Annotated in this window: 17 protein-coding genes and 1 tRNA gene; 4 read left to right on the forward strand and 14 right to left on the reverse strand. The window is 54.5% G+C overall.

Features of this window, described 5'->3' with window-relative positions; translation table 11 throughout:
- The 7 genes from G7G_RS0118970 to G7G_RS0119000 all read right to left on the reverse strand — a co-directional run bounded on the left by G7G_RS0118970 (nt 1) and on the right by G7G_RS0119000 (nt 7,105).
- Nucleotides 1-1,476, reverse strand: coding sequence for an NAD-dependent succinate-semialdehyde dehydrogenase (locus G7G_RS0118970; protein ID WP_010443040.1), 1,476 nt, complete (start codon nt 1,474-1,476; stop codon nt 1-3).
- A 216-nt stretch (nt 1,477-1,692) separates the two neighbouring features.
- Nucleotides 1,693-3,915, reverse strand: a complete 2,223-nt coding sequence (locus G7G_RS0118975) for a HEAT repeat domain-containing protein (RefSeq protein WP_010443041.1) — start codon at nt 3,913-3,915, stop codon at nt 1,693-1,695.
- Between the two features lie 322 nt (nt 3,916-4,237).
- Nucleotides 4,238-5,260, reverse strand: a complete 1,023-nt coding sequence (locus G7G_RS0118980; RefSeq protein ID WP_010443042.1) for an aspartate-semialdehyde dehydrogenase — start codon at nt 5,258-5,260, stop codon at nt 4,238-4,240.
- 124 nt (nt 5,261-5,384) lie between these two features.
- The gene (locus G7G_RS24760) at nt 5,385-5,651 is read right to left on the reverse strand and encodes a glycosyltransferase (RefSeq protein WP_324292956.1); all 267 of its coding nucleotides are present in this window, start codon (nt 5,649-5,651) and stop codon (nt 5,385-5,387) included.
- Nucleotides 5,648-5,773: a hypothetical protein gene (locus G7G_RS24870; protein WP_010443044.1), complete on the reverse strand. Its 126-nt coding sequence runs from the start codon at nt 5,771-5,773 to the stop codon at nt 5,648-5,650. Before G7G_RS24870 ends, G7G_RS24760 begins: the two co-directional genes overlap by 4 nt.
- A gap of 12 nt (nt 5,774-5,785) precedes the next feature.
- Nucleotides 5,786-5,917, reverse strand: a complete 132-nt coding sequence (locus G7G_RS24875) for a hypothetical protein (RefSeq protein WP_010443046.1) — start codon at nt 5,915-5,917, stop codon at nt 5,786-5,788.
- Nucleotides 5,918-5,932: 15 nt separating this feature from the next.
- The gene (locus G7G_RS0119000) at nt 5,933-7,105 is read right to left on the reverse strand and encodes an MFS transporter (protein WP_010443047.1); all 1,173 of its coding nucleotides are present in this window, start codon (nt 7,103-7,105) and stop codon (nt 5,933-5,935) included.
- 146 nt (nt 7,106-7,251) lie between these two features.
- Here G7G_RS0119000 and G7G_RS0119005 point away from each other — a divergent pair, with 146 nt between their 5' ends.
- Complete coding sequence (locus G7G_RS0119005; RefSeq protein WP_029622193.1) at nt 7,252-8,394, forward strand: DUF3095 domain-containing protein; 1,143 nt, start codon at nt 7,252-7,254, stop codon at nt 8,392-8,394.
- On the opposite strand, the gene G7G_RS0119010 is transcribed toward G7G_RS0119005, so the two are convergent.
- Nucleotides 8,391-9,800 carry a pyridoxal phosphate-dependent decarboxylase family protein gene (locus tag G7G_RS0119010; RefSeq protein ID WP_029622194.1) on the reverse strand — a complete coding sequence of 470 codons (1,410 nt, stop codon included), beginning with the start codon at nt 9,798-9,800 and terminating at the stop codon, nt 8,391-8,393. The two genes, G7G_RS0119005 and G7G_RS0119010, sit on opposite strands and share 4 nt — an antisense overlap.
- A 98-nt stretch (nt 9,801-9,898) precedes the next feature.
- Between G7G_RS0119010 and G7G_RS23335 the strand changes: the two genes are divergently transcribed.
- Together G7G_RS23335 and G7G_RS0119020 are read left to right on the forward strand one after the other, a co-directional pair.
- The gene (locus tag G7G_RS23335) at nt 9,899-10,330 is read left to right on the forward strand and encodes a MarR family transcriptional regulator (protein WP_310793667.1); all 432 of its coding nucleotides are present in this window, start codon (nt 9,899-9,901) and stop codon (nt 10,328-10,330) included.
- 207 nt (nt 10,331-10,537) lie between these two features.
- Nucleotides 10,538-11,434, forward strand: coding sequence for a helix-turn-helix transcriptional regulator (locus G7G_RS0119020; RefSeq protein ID WP_010443051.1), 897 nt, complete (start codon nt 10,538-10,540; stop codon nt 11,432-11,434).
- A gap of 8 nt (nt 11,435-11,442) precedes the next feature.
- Here G7G_RS0119020 and G7G_RS0119025 read toward each other — a convergent pair whose 3' ends face one another.
- A complete protein-coding gene (locus G7G_RS0119025; RefSeq protein WP_010443052.1) occupies nt 11,443-12,657 on the reverse strand; it encodes a winged helix-turn-helix domain-containing protein in 1,215 nt (404 codons plus the stop codon).
- 6 nt (nt 12,658-12,663) lie between these two features.
- Nucleotides 12,664-13,689 (reverse strand): LacI family DNA-binding transcriptional regulator, encoded by a 1,026-nt coding sequence (locus tag G7G_RS0119030; RefSeq protein ID WP_029622196.1) that lies wholly within the window; start codon nt 13,687-13,689, stop codon nt 12,664-12,666.
- Nucleotides 13,690-13,804: 115 nt separating this feature from the next.
- On the opposite strand from G7G_RS0119030, the gene G7G_RS0119035 reads away from it, so the two are divergent.
- Nucleotides 13,805-13,881 (forward strand) — tRNA-Arg (locus G7G_RS0119035).
- 220 nt (nt 13,882-14,101) lie between these two features.
- On the opposite strand, the gene G7G_RS0119040 is transcribed toward G7G_RS0119035, so the two are convergent.
- The 4 genes from G7G_RS0119040 to G7G_RS0119055 all read right to left on the reverse strand — a co-directional run bounded on the left by G7G_RS0119040 (nt 14,102) and on the right by G7G_RS0119055 (nt 17,775).
- Nucleotides 14,102-15,112 (reverse strand): DUF2955 domain-containing protein, encoded by a 1,011-nt coding sequence (locus G7G_RS0119040; RefSeq protein WP_010443054.1) that lies wholly within the window; start codon nt 15,110-15,112, stop codon nt 14,102-14,104.
- Nucleotides 15,102-16,166, reverse strand: coding sequence for an HlyD family secretion protein (locus G7G_RS23340; protein WP_010443055.1), 1,065 nt, complete (start codon nt 16,164-16,166; stop codon nt 15,102-15,104). Before G7G_RS23340 ends, G7G_RS0119040 begins: the two co-directional genes overlap by 11 nt.
- The gene (locus G7G_RS0119050; RefSeq protein ID WP_010443056.1) at nt 16,163-17,242 is read right to left on the reverse strand and encodes an AI-2E family transporter; all 1,080 of its coding nucleotides are present in this window, start codon (nt 17,240-17,242) and stop codon (nt 16,163-16,165) included. Before G7G_RS0119050 ends, G7G_RS23340 begins: the two co-directional genes overlap by 4 nt.
- 179 nt (nt 17,243-17,421) lie before the next feature.
- Nucleotides 17,422-17,775, reverse strand: a complete 354-nt coding sequence (locus tag G7G_RS0119055; RefSeq protein ID WP_010443057.1) for a potassium channel family protein — start codon at nt 17,773-17,775, stop codon at nt 17,422-17,424.
- Nucleotides 17,776-17,902: the final 127 nt, after the last annotated feature.

Consider the following 17,902-nt stretch of genomic DNA (forward strand, 5'->3'; position numbering starts at 1 on the left):
TTACTGAATTTCACCCATACAGAGATACTTCATCTCAAGGAAATCTTCGGTTCCGTATTTCGAACCCTCGCGGCCCAGACCGGACTGCTTGACACCGCCAAACGGTGCAACTTCGGTCGAGATCAGGCCGGTATTAACGCCCACCATGCCCGATTCAAGCGCCTCGGCAACGCGCCAGACCCGCGCCAAATCGCGGCTGTAGAAATACGAAGCCAGGCCGAACTCACTGTCATTGGCCATGGCAACGACGTCGTCTTCCTCTTCGAACTTGAACAGAGGGGCAACGGGGCCGAAGGTTTCATCCTTCGCGACCACCATGTCGCGGGTTACGCCGGTCAGAACGGTGGGTTCAAAGAATGTCCCGCCCAGATCCGAGCGTTTGCCCCCCATCGTGACCGTCGCGCCTTTGGATACCGCGTCCGAGATGTGCTCTTCGACCTTGGCGACCGCTGCGTCGTTGATCAGCGGACCTGTGGTGATGCCGTCGCCAAAGCCATTGCCCACATTCAGATCTTTGGTTTTCTCGGCCAGCTTGGCAGCGAATTCATCGTAGACACCTGCCTGCACATAGATCCGGTTGGCGCAGACGCAGGTCTGACCGTTGTTGCGGAACTTGGCGATCATCGCGCCGTCCACAGCCGCATCCACATCGGCGTCGTCGAACACGATGAATGGCGCGTTGCCGCCCAGTTCCAGCGACATCTTCTTGATGGTGCCTGCCGCCTGACGCATCAGGATCTGACCTACACGGGTCGAGCCGGTAAAGGTGATCTTGGCAACCTTGTCGTTGGTGCACAGCTCATTGCCCACACCCGAGCTATCGGTACCGGGGATCACGTTCAGCACGCCCGCCGGGATACCCGCACGTTCGCCCAGTACTGCCATCGCCAGCGCCGAAAGCGGTGTAAGCGTTGCAGGACGCGCCACAAACGTACAACCCACGGCCAGCGCCGGGCCGACCTTGCGCGCGATCATCGCGTTGGGGAAGTTCCACGGTGTGATCGATCCCACCACGCCCACGGGCTGCTTTAGCACAACGATGCGCTTGTCACGCTGGTGGCCGGGGATCACGTCGCCGTAGATACGCTTTGCCTCTTCCGCGAACCACTCGATGAAGGACGCGCCATACAGAATTTCTCCGCGCGCTTCAGCCCAGGGTTTGCCCATCTCAGCGGTCAGGATAGTGGCCAAATCGTCAGCGTTTTCGACCATCAAATCGAACCACTTGCGCAGGATCGCGCCGCGTTCCTTACCGGTCTGCGCAGCCCATTCCTTTTTCGCAGCATAAGCCACATCAATGGTCTGCCTGGTGCCTTCGATGTCGATATCCGTCACATTGGCGATCAGATCGCCGGTGGCAGGGTTGTGAACCGGAAAGGTCGCCTCACCCTCAACCCACGCGCCGTTGATATAGGCGCGGGTTTCCAGAAGGCTGGGATCCTTCAGCTCCAGTTTCGTCACTTTGGTGTCCAGCATGATCAGGCTCCTTTAGTAGCGTCGACCGAGGCTTCGAGGATTTACATGGCCTTGGCGAAGATTTTGTCCTGTACCGTTAGTGGTGCGAGGAATCGGATTACGTTCCCATATACGCCACATGTCAGCAGGATCAATCCACGCCTCATGGCTTTCGTATACACAATCTCACCATTTCTGTGTTTGGGTCCTGTCTCCAGGCAGAGATCAAGGTCGTTACTATTGTGAATATCCGCGTATCTGTTCGATGGCTCGGGCAGCGAAACTCCCCGACAAGGATTTGTCAACGCTTGCTTCCAATGCGGGCAACGCAGATGAGGCACTTTCTCCAATTTCACCCAAAGCAATGGCTGCTTCTTTTCTGACAAAAACCGATGGGCTGTCGAGCAGCTTGATCAACTCAGGAACTGCTGGTGCTGCATTGGCACCAAATAGCGCCAATCTTTGAGCTGCTTCACGCTGTTCCTTGGCATCCCCGCGTGACAAATCGGCTTTGAGGCTTGCTATCGTTGTACTCGGTGCAAGCGCGGCCAATCGAAGACCTTTTTTCAAGCGATTGTTCAAATATTGCTGCGCGCCAATCCAGCGCACTATAAAGAAGTACTCGCGAACAACTTCGTTCAGAACCCGCTCATGCTTTCCCTTCTGCCATCGATCGATCATTGCCCGCGCAGAGCTCCGATCGCCATTTAAGGCCAAAACCGAGGCCGCAAATGGCATCAATTCAATTGCCTGAGGGTTCCGATCCAGTTCATGCAATATGGCCGCCTCTGCGCCGTTCAGATCATCCATTGCAAAAAGCGCAGCACCTTCAAACAACGCGTAGTGGCTGGGATACGCAGGGTCGAGACGCATTGCAGCCTGTACAAAGGCCAGTCCTTCCTCAGGTTCACCGCCCGCAATCAGGGCCCATCCCATTGTCAAATGCGCCTCTGGGTCGCTGGGCTGCAGGGCAATGGCTTTTGCAGCCTCTTGCCTGGCTTCATCCGTTCCCCGACTTACGCCCTGGGCACTGTCCCAATCCGGAAGGTTAAGACTGACTATCGCCCGGACGACGTGGATCAATGAGGTGTCCTGCTCCGTCAGTTCGCGGAAGTACTTATAGAACAGACCAATATGCATCTGTTCGTCAGCGCCTGCGAAGCCTGTCCAATGGTGGAAAATGTGCGGTCGTAAATGTGCCAGAGCAAGAGTCGCCCAGGCACGCCCATAATCAGGGTCCAACTCGACTGCGCGTTCAAAATGCGGAATTGCAGCCAGATTGTCGCGTTCATTGAAACGCGAATAAAGCTCCCAACCGCGCTGGAATGCTTCGCGTGCTTCGATGGTTTCCGTTTCTACGTTTTCGATTGCGATTCGACTTTGAGAATCGAGAGGAACATCAAGCTCCTGAGCAATCGCCAGCACAATGTTGTTTTGCAGGTCAAAAATCTCGTCAATTTCACCATCGAAACGTTCGGCCCAAATCAATCTACCGTTTACCGTGTCGGTCAGGCGGATATTGACCCGAAAACCTTCATCGGTGCGTCTAAGACTTCCATCGACGACGTAACGAACACCCAATTTTTCGGCAAAACCTGGAACATCAATGTCGCGGTCCTGAAAAGCGAAAGAGGTATTTCCCGCGATGACAAATAAACCGGAAATGCGGGATAAATCCGTAATCAGGTCCTCGGAAACGCCATCGATCAGCATCTTGTTGGACGGGTCGCTGGTAAAATTTGTCAACGGAAGCACGGCAATTGATGGCAGGTCTGGTAGCGGGTAGGCCAATTGCGCTTCTGAGGCGCGCAGTTGCCCCTTTTTCCAGTTCATTGCCCCGAAATAACCCATCAATATCAGCACAGCCATAACCGCAGCCAACTTAAGAAACCGTGACGCATTTTTCGCTTTCGGCTTTGTCGGCAAGGGTGCCGCATCAGTTTCTATTCGGAAAGCCTCAACCGGTTCTGCGATGTTCTTGACTGATTGCGGACCAATTGACGCAAAACTGAAAGGAACCTTGTTGCGGGCATATTCAACGATCGATTGCGATGCGATAATTCCACCCGGTTCCGCCAATGCCTCAAGCCGCGCGGCCACGTTGACGCCGTCGCCCAATATGTCATTCGCGTTCGAGACCACATCACCGACATTCAATCCGATCCGAAAAACGATGGCGCGGTCAGGTTCGATATCTGAGTTTCTTTTCAAAAGTTCCGATTGTATGTCGACCGCCGCACGCACCGCATCGACAGCGCTATGGAATTCGATCAGAAAGCTGTCACCCGCCGTGTTCGCAATGCGCCCCGAGTGCCCTGAGACCAATGGCTCGATGACTTCGGCACGGATCAAACGCAGCTTGTCTATGGTGCCTTCTTCATCCAAACCGATCAGTCTTGAATAGCCTGCGATATCGGCTGCTAAAATAGCTGCTAATCGACGATTTGGTCGGCTTTCCATAATATCTCAGCCTATCATTTGGGCATTTTTCTGGGAAATGGTTTTCACGGCAGAGCATTTTGCGCTGACATTTGAATGCTGCGCGCCAGCTATTTGGATTGAGATGAAGGTCTCAGGCCGTTGAATTTGGGCAATAGATGCCGCCGAAGAAGTGTTAAACTGAACGTCAACTCTGCCCGCCAATCGATCGATGGTCGTTGCGGGTTTTTATCAGCAACGGGCGTCGGCAGTCCTGCGGGCTGACGCCCCATTTGTCCTCAAAAAAAGAAAAACCCCGCTGACGGCGCAGCGGGGTTTAATCGACTTTCGAAATTGTGCAGCCTCAGCCCTTTTTCAGAACCTCACGGCCCAGCAATTCTGCAATCTGAACTGCGTTCAACGCTGCGCCTTTGCGCAGATTGTCGGACACGCACCACAGGTTCAGACCGTTCTCGATGGTCGAGTCCTGGCGGATACGACTGATGAAGGTGGCGAAGTCACCCGCGCATTCGATGGGCGAGACGTAGCCGCCCGCTTCACGCTTGTCGATCACCATGATGCCCGGCGCTTCGCGCAGAATGTCGCGGGCTTCGTCTTCGTCCAGAAATTCCTCGAACTCGATATTTACGGCCTCAGAGTGGCCAACAAAGACCGGAACGCGGACGCAGGTGGCTGTGACCTTGATCGACGGGTCGACGATCTTTTTGGTCTCGACAACCATCTTCCACTCTTCCTTGGTCGAGCCGTCTTCCATGAAGACGTCGATCTGTGGAATGACGTTGAAGGCGATCTGCTTCTGAAACTTTTTCGGCTCAACCTCGGTCGTCGGGTTATAGATGGCCTTGGTTTGATCCCAAAGCTCATCCATGCCTTCCTTTCCGGCACCGGAAACCGACTGATAGGTCGAGACGACAACGCGCTTGATCTTGGCGCGGTCATGCAGCGGCTTCAGCGCCACCACCATCTGCGCGGTCGAGCAGTTGGGGTTGGCGATGATGTTCTTGTTCTTATAGTCGTGGATCGCCTGCGGGTTACATTCCGGCACGATCAGCGGAATGTCCGGGTCATAGCGATAGAGCGATGAGTTATCGATCACCACGCAGCCAGCTGCCGCCGCCTTGGGGGCGTAGACTTTGGTCGCCTCGGAACCCACGGCAAACAGCGCCATGTCCCATCCGGTGAAATCAAAAGTATCCAGGTCCTTGGTCGTGAGTGTCGTGTCGCCAAAGCTAACCTCGGTGCCCAGCGAACGACGGCTTGCCAGTGCGGCAAGTTCATCGACCGGGAATTGGCGTTCCGCCAGGATGTTCAGCATTTCGCGGCCCACATTTCCTGTGGCACCGACGACTACGACGCGATAGCCCATTTCATGTCTCCAAAGTTAAGGACGCGCGTTCATAGCCGCGTTGCGGCAAAGAAAAAAGAGGCGTTTCGGCATATTTCACCCCGTCACACCGATTTGACACAGTTCAGTACCGTTCAAGGTTGTTTCAGCAAGGATCGACAAACCTCGACAATTGCCTGCGCTTCGCTTTCGATTCGAAGTTCTGTTCGACATGGGTGCACGCGGCGTGTCCCGCGGTGGTTAATGCGGCGCGGTCATGCAGCATATCTTCCGGCGCACCGGCCAGCGCCTCAGCAATATCTTTTTCGACCAGTCGCCCGGATTCGTCATCTTTGATCTGCGCGCTGAACGCACCGACCCCATGGCAGGCGATGGCGGGAACGCCCGAGGCCATCGCCTCAAGCGAGGTCAGGCCAAATCCTTCGTGCCGCGCGGGGCCACGAACAGATCGAGCGCGCGATAGGTCTCGACAATCTCATCCCAGGGGTGTTCGCCCAGAAAATGAACGCGGTCTCCAAGCCCGGCGTCCTGCAATTTTTGTTTCTGCTAGGCTTCGAACGCTTTGGTGGTGCGGGTGCCGATCATCTTTTCACCTATCGGCAGCAGCCGGATAAACGTAGTCGTCACACCTGACGGGGAAAGTTTCAATTTGAGCGCAACCACTTCGATGTCCCGCACGGGTGGGCTCCGGTTTCAGTCCACGCTGTCCCGACTGAACAGATAGATCACGCAACCAATTGCAAGGGTGGCGGCGAAAAAGCCGAAGATTGCGGTATAGGGCGCCGAGGGGCTGATCGCGGCGCTGGCCGCATGGATGCGCCCGGTGGCAAATTGCGCCAACCCGACACCGCCGATGCCGAAGAGGTTCAGCAGGGTAACACCACGCCCGACCAGATGGGCTGGAATGAAGGCGCGACCATGCGCCATGATGACCGGAAAACTGGCGCCCAGAAAGCCGATGACCGCAAGCAGCAAGACCGAGAGCCAGACGCCCCCGTCGATCCAAAGGCACAGCAGTCCTAAAGTGGCTGCGCCCAGGGCGTTGCCACCGAAGATCACCCATTTGCGGGTCTTAAGGATGCGGTCCAAAGGCCCATAGGCAAAGGTGCCCGCAATCATCGCTGCACCCATGATCAGCGTTGCCTGCCCGATCTGAGTAGTGCTGAGGTCAAATACATCGCGCAGATAAGGCCCTGCCCAGAGACCGCGCAACGCCGCAGAGGGCGCATAGGCCACCAGCATAAGTGGCAGGATGGTCCAGAGGGCGGGCTCTTTCAGCAGGTCCAGAACCGATCCTTTGTGTTCGGTCTCGACCTTATTGGGATCATGCACCGTCAGCCAGATCCCTGCAGCCACCACGCCCGAAATGATCGCTAAACCACCCAATGTGGCCCGCCACCCCATAAGCTCAACCGCCAGAGCCGTTGGGTAAGAGGCCACCAGATTGCCGACTGACCCAACGCCCAGCATTACTGCGGCGAGCGTGGCGAATTTGGCAGGTGGAAATTCTCTGGCAAAGATATAATAGGACGCCATCAGGACAGGGGAACAGCCAACCCCGATCAGCGCCATGGCCAGCGCAACATGAAACGGAGTGGTTGCAATGGCGAACAGGCCAGCCCCGCCTGCGCCGCCAATCAGCAAAAGCATCGCAGAGCTGCGCCTTGGGCCGACACGATCCAGAGCCCAGCCCACCGGGATTTGCATTGCGGCAAAGATCAGAAACCAAAGCCCCGACGCAAAGGCCAGGTCTTCGGGCGTGGCCCCGATGTCTCTGCCCAGATCGGTAGTCAGCACGGCCAGGAATGCGCGAAAAAACTGGCTGAGGACATAAGCCAGACATAAAACTATCAAGCCTGCCTGCATCTGCTGCCTCTTTTGCCCGTATACCCTGCCGAGATGCTTTGCACGTTGTGCAGGCTTGCACAAGCGCTCGGGGTAGCGCTAAAGGGGCAGACATCCTTCACATTTGGGCTATCTTGAAAGCAGTTTTGGGAATTTCAGAGAGTGTTATGCCCCCTTCAGACTCTTTATTTTATGACTCAGTCCCTATTTCAGACAGCTTCCTGCGACTGAGCGATCCGGTGCAGTTTACACCTTTGCCTGATACGTGGGTTTTGGGAGTCGCGGATATCGTGGACTCGACCGGAGAGATCGAGCGTGGCCGTTACAAAACCGTTAACATGGTTGGTGCTGCGGTTATTTCTGGCATGATCAACGCGCTGGGAGGTCGTGTATTCCCCTATGTCTTTGGTGGCGATGGGGCCGGCTTTGCAGTGCCGGGCGAAGATGCCAGGATAGCGCGCGAAACGTTAGCGGCTTTGCAGAGTTGGGCCGAAACAGAATTTGCCATCACTTTGCGCGCAGGGCTGGTTTCGGTGGCTGACATCCGCGCTGCTGGGCGCGATCTTCGTGTTGCCCGCTATGCGCCCTCTACTGGTGTTGACTATGCGATGTTTACAGGCGGTGGATTGGCCTGGGCCGAGGCGCAGATGAAATCCGGGCGCGTCGCCATTCCACCGGCTGGGCTTGACGCGCAGCCTGACCTGACGGGCCTGTCTTGCCGCTGGTCCAACAGTCCGGCCCGCCACGGTCAGATCGTATCTCTGGTAATTCAGCCAACATTAGAGTCTAGCGAAGCCGATTTCGCGGCTTTGAGCCAATCCGTTTTATCGATCGCCGAAGGGTTGGACCGGGCCGGTCATCCGGTTCCCCAAAAGGGACCACCGATGAGCTTTCCTCCGCCAGGTGTTGATATCGATGCCCATGTCTCACGCGCTGGGCGCAATCTGCTGGTTCAGAAGATACGGCTGATGATCGAAAATATGCTGATCGGGCTGTTGTTCAAAACTGGTGTAAGATTGGGGCAGTTCGAACCCAATCACTATAAAGAAATGGTCAGCCGCAACGCGGATTTTCGCAAATTTGATGACGGATTGAAGATGACGTTGGATTGCGACCCATCCACGTTGGAGCAGATCACCCGGATGCTGGAAGACGCCCAGGCAAGCGGTAAGATCCGATACGGCCTGCATGCTCAGCAAGAGGCGATGATGACCTGCTTTGTGCCCTCAGCAATGAGCGATGACCATGTTCACTTCGTTGACGGTGCCTCAGGCGGCTACGCGCAGGCCGCAGCTGTGATGCGGGCCTAAAGGCTTCGCGCGACTTCTGTTATCACGTCATATGCCATCAAAACATCGCTCTCAGTGGTTTCGAACTGCCCGGCCTGAAAGCGGATGACCAAATCACCGTCCATACGGGTCTGGGTCAGATAAATCCGCCCGTCATCATTAATCGCGTTCACCAGTCGCAAGTTCAGGTCATCCAGGTCGGTGGCGCCCTGCGGCTCATATCGGAAGGTCCACAGCGACCACATTGGCGGCGTGACGATCCGAAAGTCCGGCTCAGCTGCCAGTCGATCATGCAGCGCGACCGACCAGTTGACATGATTGCGCAGCCGTTCACGCAGCTCCTCCAGCCCGTAGGTTCGGATGACAAACCACAGCTTCAATGCCCTGAACCGACGGCCCAGTGGCACCGACCACTCCGAGTAGTTGATGATTCCGTCTTTCCCATGGGTTTTTAGGTACTCTGGGCTGATCGCTAACGTGCGGACCAAATCATCGGGGTTCTTCAAGAAATGTGCGCAGCAATCGAACTGGACACCTAGCCATTTATGCGGATTGAAGACGATGCTGTCAGCTTGTTCGATACCCGGCCAGTATTTGCGATATTCGGGACAGATCATAGCAGAGCCGGCCCAGGCCGCGTCGACGTGCGAATAGAGCCCGTATTTACGCGCAATCTCAAGGCAGCGATCCACCGGATCAGTCGCCCCGGTTCCTGTTCCACCAACGCAAAGGATCACACCAGCTGGCTGTAAATCAGTGTCTAAATCAGCCTGAATCGCTGCTTCGAACGCGTTTGGATCCATCCCACGCCAATCACCTTGAACAGGAATGCGCACAAGATTGTCTTGTCCGATCCCCGAAGCCCAAATGGCGCGGTCGATTGAGGTATGTACTTCGGACGAGCAATAAACACGCAGTGGTTTTTGGCCAAAAAGACCCTGGCTGTTTCCTTGCCAGTTCATTGCCTTTTCGCGCATGGTCAACACAGCCGCCAGCGTCGCCGAAGAGGCGGAATCCTGTATGACCCCGGCAAATCCTTCAGGCAGGTCCAGCGCCTCGCGCAGCCAATCCATCATCCGCGTTTCCATCTCGGTCGCGGCGGGAGAGGTCTGCCACAGCATACATTGCGGCGCGATGGCACTGGCCAGGAATTCAGCAAGCACCGACGGCGCAGACGCGTTCGAGTTGAAATAGGCGAAGAATCGGGGGTGCTGCCAATGGGTGATACCGGGCATCACGATCTGTTCAAAATCGCGAAAAATACTTTCGATTGCTTCACCATGCTCGGGCGGATGGGCGGGTAAGGCGTTCAGAATATCGCCAGGCTCAGTTCTTGCACGAACGGGCTTGTCGCCAACGGTCAGGTGATAATCTTGTGTCCAATCAGCGATTTTTTTGCCCCATACGGAAAATTCGTCCCAATTCATTGCGGTCTCCTTGCGGCCAATCTGATCTGCCTGCTGAATAATCACTTCGACTCACCATTAATAAACAAGTTAATTAAAATCCAGCCCTGCAAGTTTGTGTGAACTTAGCAATCTATTGCGAAACAAAGGGAGTCGCGTCAAAATTAACCATGACGAATAGTTTGCCGTTGACGTCTCGATCACTGCCGATTGCCTTGTTGCGTGCGCGTGAAAGGGTGATGGGGCCGATACGTAGTGTTTTAGCTGACGCTGGGATAACTGAACAGCAATGGCGCGTACTGCGCGTCTTGCAAGAAGAAGGTCCGCAAGAACCCACGCAGATCTCAGAACGCGCTTGTTTGTCGCTTCCCAGCCTGACTCGGATTCTGAAAAAGCTGGAAGATAAAAAGTTGATCAAACGGCAGGCCGTCGAAAAAGATCGTCGTCGCCAGATCGTCGAAATCACCAAAGAAGGAATGCAGATTATTCATGCCAACTTGCCGGAAATGTTGCGGTTGGCGGCACAAACGCGCGAATTGATGGGGGGCTGAGCAACACGAAACACTGCTGAATCTTTTGAGCGAACTACACGACTTAAAAAGCTAATTACTCAAGCTGAATAGACTCTAAACAATGGACTTTTATTTATTTTTGGGCAGCAATTCCTGCATCGGTTCCTGAGTTTGTACAATATCGATTGCCCGCGTCGTTCTAGCGTCGTAGCTTTAGGGTCACCTGGAACAAACGGTCTGACAAAGATGGATGGGCCCAAGCCGCAAAATCCGGCACAGACTAAAGAATTCGCCACGCAGGATTTGAGCGAGCGCGTTGGAGCGCGTGTGCGGAAGGCCAGGCAAATGCGCGGCATTCCGCGCAGGGTTTTGTCGGAAAGCTCGGGTGTTTCGCCCCGGTATCTAGCTCAACTCGAAGCTGGTGAGGGTAATATCTCGATCGGAGTATTGCATCGGATTGCGCAGGCGCTGGATTACAAGGCCGAATGGCTGATCGGCGAAGAAGATCCCTGGGATTCCGATGGTTTGCAGATGCTCGAACTGTTCCGGCAGGCCAGCGATGACATCAAAGACAACGTCATGAGGGCACTGCGTCCCGATCCTGCTGAGAATGCTCGGGCACAGCGGGTCTGTCTGATCGGTTTACGTGGCGCGGGGAAATCAACGCTGGGTGCTTTGCTTGGCGCTGCGCTTAAGCTGCCCTTTGTGGAACTGACGGCTCAGATCGAAGAAATGTCGGGGATGCCATTGGCTGAAGTCATGGCCTTCTACGGGCAAGAGGGATATCGCAACCTTGAAGCGCAAGCGTTGGACCGAGTCATTGCCGCCGATGATCGAATGGTTCTTGCTGTCGCTGGTGGGATCGTTTCAGAGCCTTCGACCTATACGACATTGCTGAGCCGGTTTCACACCGTCTGGCTTCGGGCGACACCCACCGAGCATATGGAAAGGGTGCGCGCGCAAGGCGACGAACGTCCCATGGCAGGAAATCCAAAAGCAATGGAGCAGCTCAAGTGCATACTCGCCAGTCGCGAGGCATTGTACGGGCGTGCGAACGCTCAGCTGGATACATCTGGGCAGACCGAGAATGAGTCGATCAGAGATCTGATGGAGCTTGTCGAAGAACATGGTTTCTTGAGGTAATACAGGCTCTATTTAGGGTCTTTCAGCCAGTTTCTAGCGAATTCTATGGTGTCTAGATCAGCGAATCGTCGAACCCGGTCAAGTTCCGCCTCTAGCCGTCGGGTTCTTGCATCGGACCAGAGGACCGACTGCTCGGGCCACATTGCCCGAACATGCAGATTGCCGTGATTACGGTGTGCCTTCATGTCGATACGGCCGATCATGCGGCTCCGCTCCATCAAGGGGAAGACGTAGTATCCGTAAATGCGCTTGGGCTCGGGGACGAACACTTCGATGCGATAATGAAACCCAAATAGGCGTTCCGCGCGTTTACGATCGCGCAACATGGGATCAAAAGGACTAAGAACCCTGATCCGACCGGGCGCTTCTGGCAGCGCTGCCACCTGTTCGGATATTTCGGGCCGTGCAAAGACTTTGCGGTCATTCCCATCCGCACACTCTACGAATACTTCTGCGATTATTCCCTTTGTCAGAGCCTGATCACACCACGCCTTTGCCTCGCCGGCGCTGACGGTATCCCAAAATGCAGCCAGCTCTCCTGACGTGGCAAAGCCCAGCCGGTCGAGTGCCGCGTTACAAAGCCAATCCACGGTTGCATCTACGTCGCACGCTATGCTGCCGGGGCAAAGTTGGGTGTCGATAACCCGCTCCGTCAGATCATAGCGTTTCTGAAACCCCTCACGACCGATTACAGTCAGCGCCCCGGATCGCCAAAGGTATTCCAGCGCTGTTTTTGACGGATGCCAATCCCACCAACCACCAGACCCCTTTTTTTCATCCTTGCCCACATCAGATGATCCGACGGGACCATGATCGCGAATGTGCTGAAGAACAGATTCGAATCTCTGTTCAAAGCCATCACGTCGCCAGTTCTTCCATCGGGCTTTCAGCATGTCGGCATCGCGAAGGAACCGCAGGTGCCAATGGCGATAGAAATCCATCGGGATAACGGCAGCGTCATGGGTCCAGTGTTCGAACAGCGCCCGATCACGCTCGTAAAGTCGCTTGAGGTTGCGCGGGCGATAGCTTGGTCGCCGCGCATACAGGATCATATCATGGGCGCGTGCGACCGTGTTGATGCTGTCGAGCTGCACAAAACCCAGGCGGTGGATCAATCGCAACAGATCCTCACCTTTAGAACCGCCTGCCGGCTGCTCCAGCAGCGCGTGGCGATCCATGAACATTGTCCGCGCTTGGCGGTTGTTCAGGCGTTGCAGGGTCATGGGATCCTAGCGTCGTTTTAGCGTGTCACCAAAGCTGATCTTAGGGGTCAAGGTGACACGGGCATCAACCTCTGACTCTGGATCGGCCAGCTTTGCCGCGATGATTTCTGCAGCGGTGCGCCCGATCTCGGTTCGGCAGGCATCCATCGTCGCCAGCTTACGCGGTAATCCTTGTAACAGCTCGACGTTGTTGAACCCGGCGAGGCCAATCTGACCAGGCACGTCTATCCCCTGATCCAGCAAATAAAGCAGCCCACCCGCGCCAATCATGTCGTTGGAATAATAAAGAAAATCTAACTCAGGCGAACGTTCCAGCATGGCATGCGTCATCTCTCGGCCCTTGGCCAGCGCTGAGCCGCCCGAATAAAACTCGCGATCTTCGATCTCGATCCCGTGCTTGCCGAGCACTTCGGTAAAGCCTTCAAACCGTTTGCGGGCACGGTGATCCAACGGCATCTTGGTACCCATGAAACCGATATGCTCATATCCAGCCTTCAGGATCGCCTGTGCCATCTCGCGTCCGGCGCGGCGGTGTGAGATTCCTACCATGGCATCGACGGGCTTGCCATCGGTATCCATGATCTCGACCACCGGAATGCCTGCCGAATCCAGCATGGCGCGGGCGGCTTCAGTATGTTCCAGCCCAGCAATGATCACGCCCGAAGGCCGCCACGAGAGCATCTCGTAGAGCACCTTTTCTTCCTTTTCAGGCAGATAGTCCGTGACACCGACCACCGGCTGAAGTTCAGTATCTTCCAGTACCTGATTGATGCCTGTCAGAACCTCGGGGAAAACCATGTTCGACAGCGATGGAATGATCACTGCCACAAGGTTCACCCGGCTTGATGCCAAGGCACCGGCGATCTTGTTGGGCACATATCCCAATTCCTTCGCAGCAGCCAGAACGCGGGTACGGGTGGCGTCCGATACATCTCCGCGATTGCGTAGCACCCGGCTGACTGTCATCTCCGACACTCCGGACGCTTCCGAAACATCACGAAGGGTAAGCGGGCGTTTTGTTTCTATTGTCACCGGGGATACCTGCATTGTTTGTTTCCGCGATGGTAGCGTGAACAGGGTGATCTGTTCAACTGTTGTGCAAAGCCGATGACAATCCGAATAAACCCGGTTACAGAAAGCGAAACGCGGCCCCGTGGCTCAACTGGATAGAGCAGCCCCCTCCTAAGGGGCAGGTTGCAGGTTCGAATCCTGCCGGGGTCGCCAGACTATTCATACAAATACTGCGCTTTCTAGCACTTAGATGCTTCCTGTACCCCGAATTGTGACATACATCGAAGAACCGGTTTAGCTTCCGCGACGACCTATGAGTGCTTAAGTCACCGCAAACAGGCTGACCTGAACGGTTTCAGGCCAAATGAATAGAGCAGAAGGTTTAAGTTGGTGACGCCACTGGTTTTAGATCAAAGCACTTTTGCAACACACTCTATTGAGCTGCACGGCGCTCTTGTTCTGGCCAAAACTCATCGACCACGACATATGCGATGATCACGAAAATGGCCGCGCTGGCGACCTGCAATACTCTTGTGATGCTCTTGACGTCAGCCTCATCGGAAAACGGAGCGATCGAACCACCGTAAACGATCAGAACCGTTGTTAATGCCGAACCTGCAGCAGCGGCGAGCGGGACCTGCGATTTGCCAAGCGCTCCGAGTGTCAGGCAAATGAAAAAACCCAACAAAATTGGGGTAAGAATAACCGGAGCTATTACGTTTATTTCATAGCAGATGATTGAAACCGCCGCCCCGAGGAGATTAGCCGTCAGCATGGCTTTGGCCACCGTTTTGCCCATCGACGGCATGGCTGCAAGTTGTTGGCTAAGAAGCGCGACAAAGAATAGGACCAACAGGGCTGAAGCGCCGGACACAAAAAACGCCATCGCGAACGGAACCGTGACAAGCGACATTCTGGCGATCCGGCGATGCGGGTCAAAGTCAGGCGAAGTATTGGTCTTTTTCTGAGCCGCTGTGGGGGGGGCAGCTGGTATCAACACAAACATCAGCGTTGATATGAAACCTGCAAATAGCAGGTTCAACGGTATCCAAAATACAAGCACCAATGCCAGATCCTGTGACTGCAGAACAAGGTTTGGGATCATCAATGCACCCATGAGGGCTATGACACCAGGCAGGACGCCTGCACCTGAAACGGACCACATGAAAGACAGGATGATCCCAATGGCAACTAGAATCAAAAACACCACGGGATATGGGGCAAAGACTGACGACAGCAGGAATGAAATGAACATCAGCCCGATCGAGAAGACAAAGAGCTTTGCAAATGCTGCCAAGGGCAAAGCCGCGGGCGCCTGAAGAAACAGTGCGGTGAAGACCGCTCCTACCACCGCAAGTGGCCACCCCAGAAATAAGCCCAAGGAGAATACCCCGGTGACGCCGAGTGCCAGGCGTACAACCGAATTTCGATCCTCAGTACGCATAGGACAGGATTGATACCAAACGGATATAGGTCCGACCTACCACGTTCAGCAGAGTGTTTTCGCTCAGATACATGATAACGTCGGCCTGCCCATTAAGCTGGAAGCGCAAGTCGTCTTCGGCATTCCCGGCTTCGTAGCCAGGCAATACGATCCGCACTGGAAAGCGTTCAGGCTCACGAAGAAATCCTTTGGTGCTGGGCGGGCTGGCCAACTGGCCGGGCTCATCCCCACCGCTCAGGGAGACTGCTGCGCTGAAGCTCTCGATCACGCCTGGAACAATCTGGCCGGGATGCATGTCCAGTACCACATCGACAGGTGATCCTACCGAAGCCCGACCAAGGTTGTTTTCGGTAAAATACGCTTCGATCCAAACGTCTGTTGCATCCAGAAAAGTCAATAGGTTCTGGCCAGATCGCGCATATGTTCCGGGTGCGATCAACAAATTGGATATGACGCCTGTCGCTGGAGCACGCAGTTCTGTCCACTCGAGATTAAGCTCTGCATCCGCTAAGGCAGCCAACGCGCGCTGGATTTTCGGGTTGTCAATTCCGTCGTCGCCTAATCGCTGTTTGGCTTTTTCCAGATCCGCTTTGGCGTTTTCAAAATTTGCCTCGGATTCTGCCAGTTGCCCACGCGCGTCATCGGCCTTTGAAATTGCAATCAACCCTTTCTTTTCAAGCGCAAAAACACGCTCGGACTGAATGCGCATCGTGTCTAGATCGCTTTGTGCCCTTGCCAGCTTTGCTTGTGCAGCGCTCACCTCTGCCGAAGATGCACCCACCTCCTGCGTGGCTGCCTCAAGATCAGCCTCGGCCTTGTCGCGATCAATTTCGTAGGGCCTTGGGTCAATTCGAACCAGAACATCACCGGCTGATACGACCTGACCGTTTTCGACAAGAACTTCGGTGACTGTACCGGTGACCTGTGGAACGATCTGTGTCGCAATTGCTTTTACTCGGGCATTCCCGGTAAATGGCGTTTTTCGGTCAGCGATCAGGTACCAGATTAAGAAGATAAGAATAACGGTCAGCGTGGTCCAAATCGTCTTTCTCATTTCGCCGCTCCTTCAGCGGCACTCTCGACTTCGGGTGAGGTATCAATCCAAACCTTGAACAGTTCATAGAAGACAGCGAAGAGAACCGGCCCCATAAAGACGCCGATCAAACCGTACGCCATCATACCTCCGAGAACACCGATGAGGATGACCAACATAGGAGTCTCAAGGCCTTTTGAGATGAACACGGGTCTTAGGAAGCTGTCCATTATCATGACGGGAACGGCCAATAGGGTGAAGATCAAAGCAGTACCGCCGGACATGGAACTCCATGCGTAGATAATAACCGGTATAAGAACCAATCCGGGCCCGATTTGGATAATCGAGAGGATCAGGCAGATAAATGCGAGAGTGGCGGCCGAAGAAATCCCAAACAAGGCCAATAGTATCCAAACGCAGACAGCTTGAATGGCTGCTACGCCAATCACTCCTTTTGTCACGTTCCGAATTGTTGCGCCCGCCAATGTTACGAATTCTCCACCGCGCGGGGCGAAAACACGGTTTGCAAAGCGCTGAAGACCCTTGACCAAATTTGGCCCGGGGCTGAACAACGCCCCCATAATCAACACGGACAGAGCTAAGCCAAGTAGCCCGATACCGATGCCCAGCACTTTTCCGAAGAGCGATTTGGTGATCTCAAGGATTTGCGCACCGTATTTGGCAAGCGCACCATCCAGGTTCCGTTCAAACATTCCCCACACGTCGGCAATTTTGCCCCCGACTAACGGTATTTCTTTCAGGCCTTCGGGTGCCGGTGGAATCTTTAATTCACCCTTGTCTGCTTGTTCCGCGAATTCGGACCCAAGTTCCGCGGCACCAGACACCGCAGTTGCGACTGGCCCGAGGGTTAGAACAAGGCCCAACAAAACCAAGATCGTCGTGGCAAGTTTTTTCCGACCTCCCAGCTTGGACTGCAGCCAATCAAATGCCGGGTAAAGCGCCACACATAGGATCGTTGCCCAGATAACCACGCTTGCAAGCGGCGCCACCATGACCAGGGCGCTGTAGAGGAATAATCCGAGAAAAAGCAATCGTATCGCTAGATCGACAATCTTTGCGTCCTGGGTCTTTTCCATTCCATCCCTCCACTATTTGTTATCTCAACATTACACTCAAAAAACTCGATATGTATATTTATAATCTACCAAAGATCTTACAGTGGCCTGAAGACACAGATGAATCCGGATTAGCGCTTTAGCTGTTCTGGCTATAAAGCGATTGCGCATGACTTCTTGTGGGTTGAACCTTACGAGGCTTATTTTTCTGATTTCTCATCGTTCTGGGACAAAATGGTATCCGCCACAGTGGTTGCCGTGGTCACAAATATACCCAGGCCGACGATGATGTAGATCATCGTAAAGATCTTCCCCGCCGCGGTTTCCGGAGAAAAGTCACCAAATCCCACAGTCGAAATCGTCACGACAGAAAAATAGATGGAATCGAGCCAGCTCCAGCCTTCGACATAATGATAAAACACCGATGCCCAAAGGATCATACCGGCCGTAAAGGCCAAAAGTCCCTTTACTCTGCCGTCCTTGAAGGCGACACCGATCCCTCGCGAAATTCTGGTTAGTGCATTCATTGCGATCTCACTTTCGAATAATTGCATTTGTATCAGAATTGAGGATTTTCGGAAGAAACAAAGCTGATGAACATGCCGCTAATTTCACGGAATGTTCCATAACTGCCAAAAAACAAACAGGGGCTTAAGGTCGTCACCGCTCTGGCGAAGGTTC

The sequence above is a fragment of the Ruegeria conchae genome (genome assembly GCF_000192475.1).
GTDB classification, from domain to species: Bacteria; Pseudomonadota; Alphaproteobacteria; order Rhodobacterales; family Rhodobacteraceae; genus Ruegeria; species Ruegeria conchae.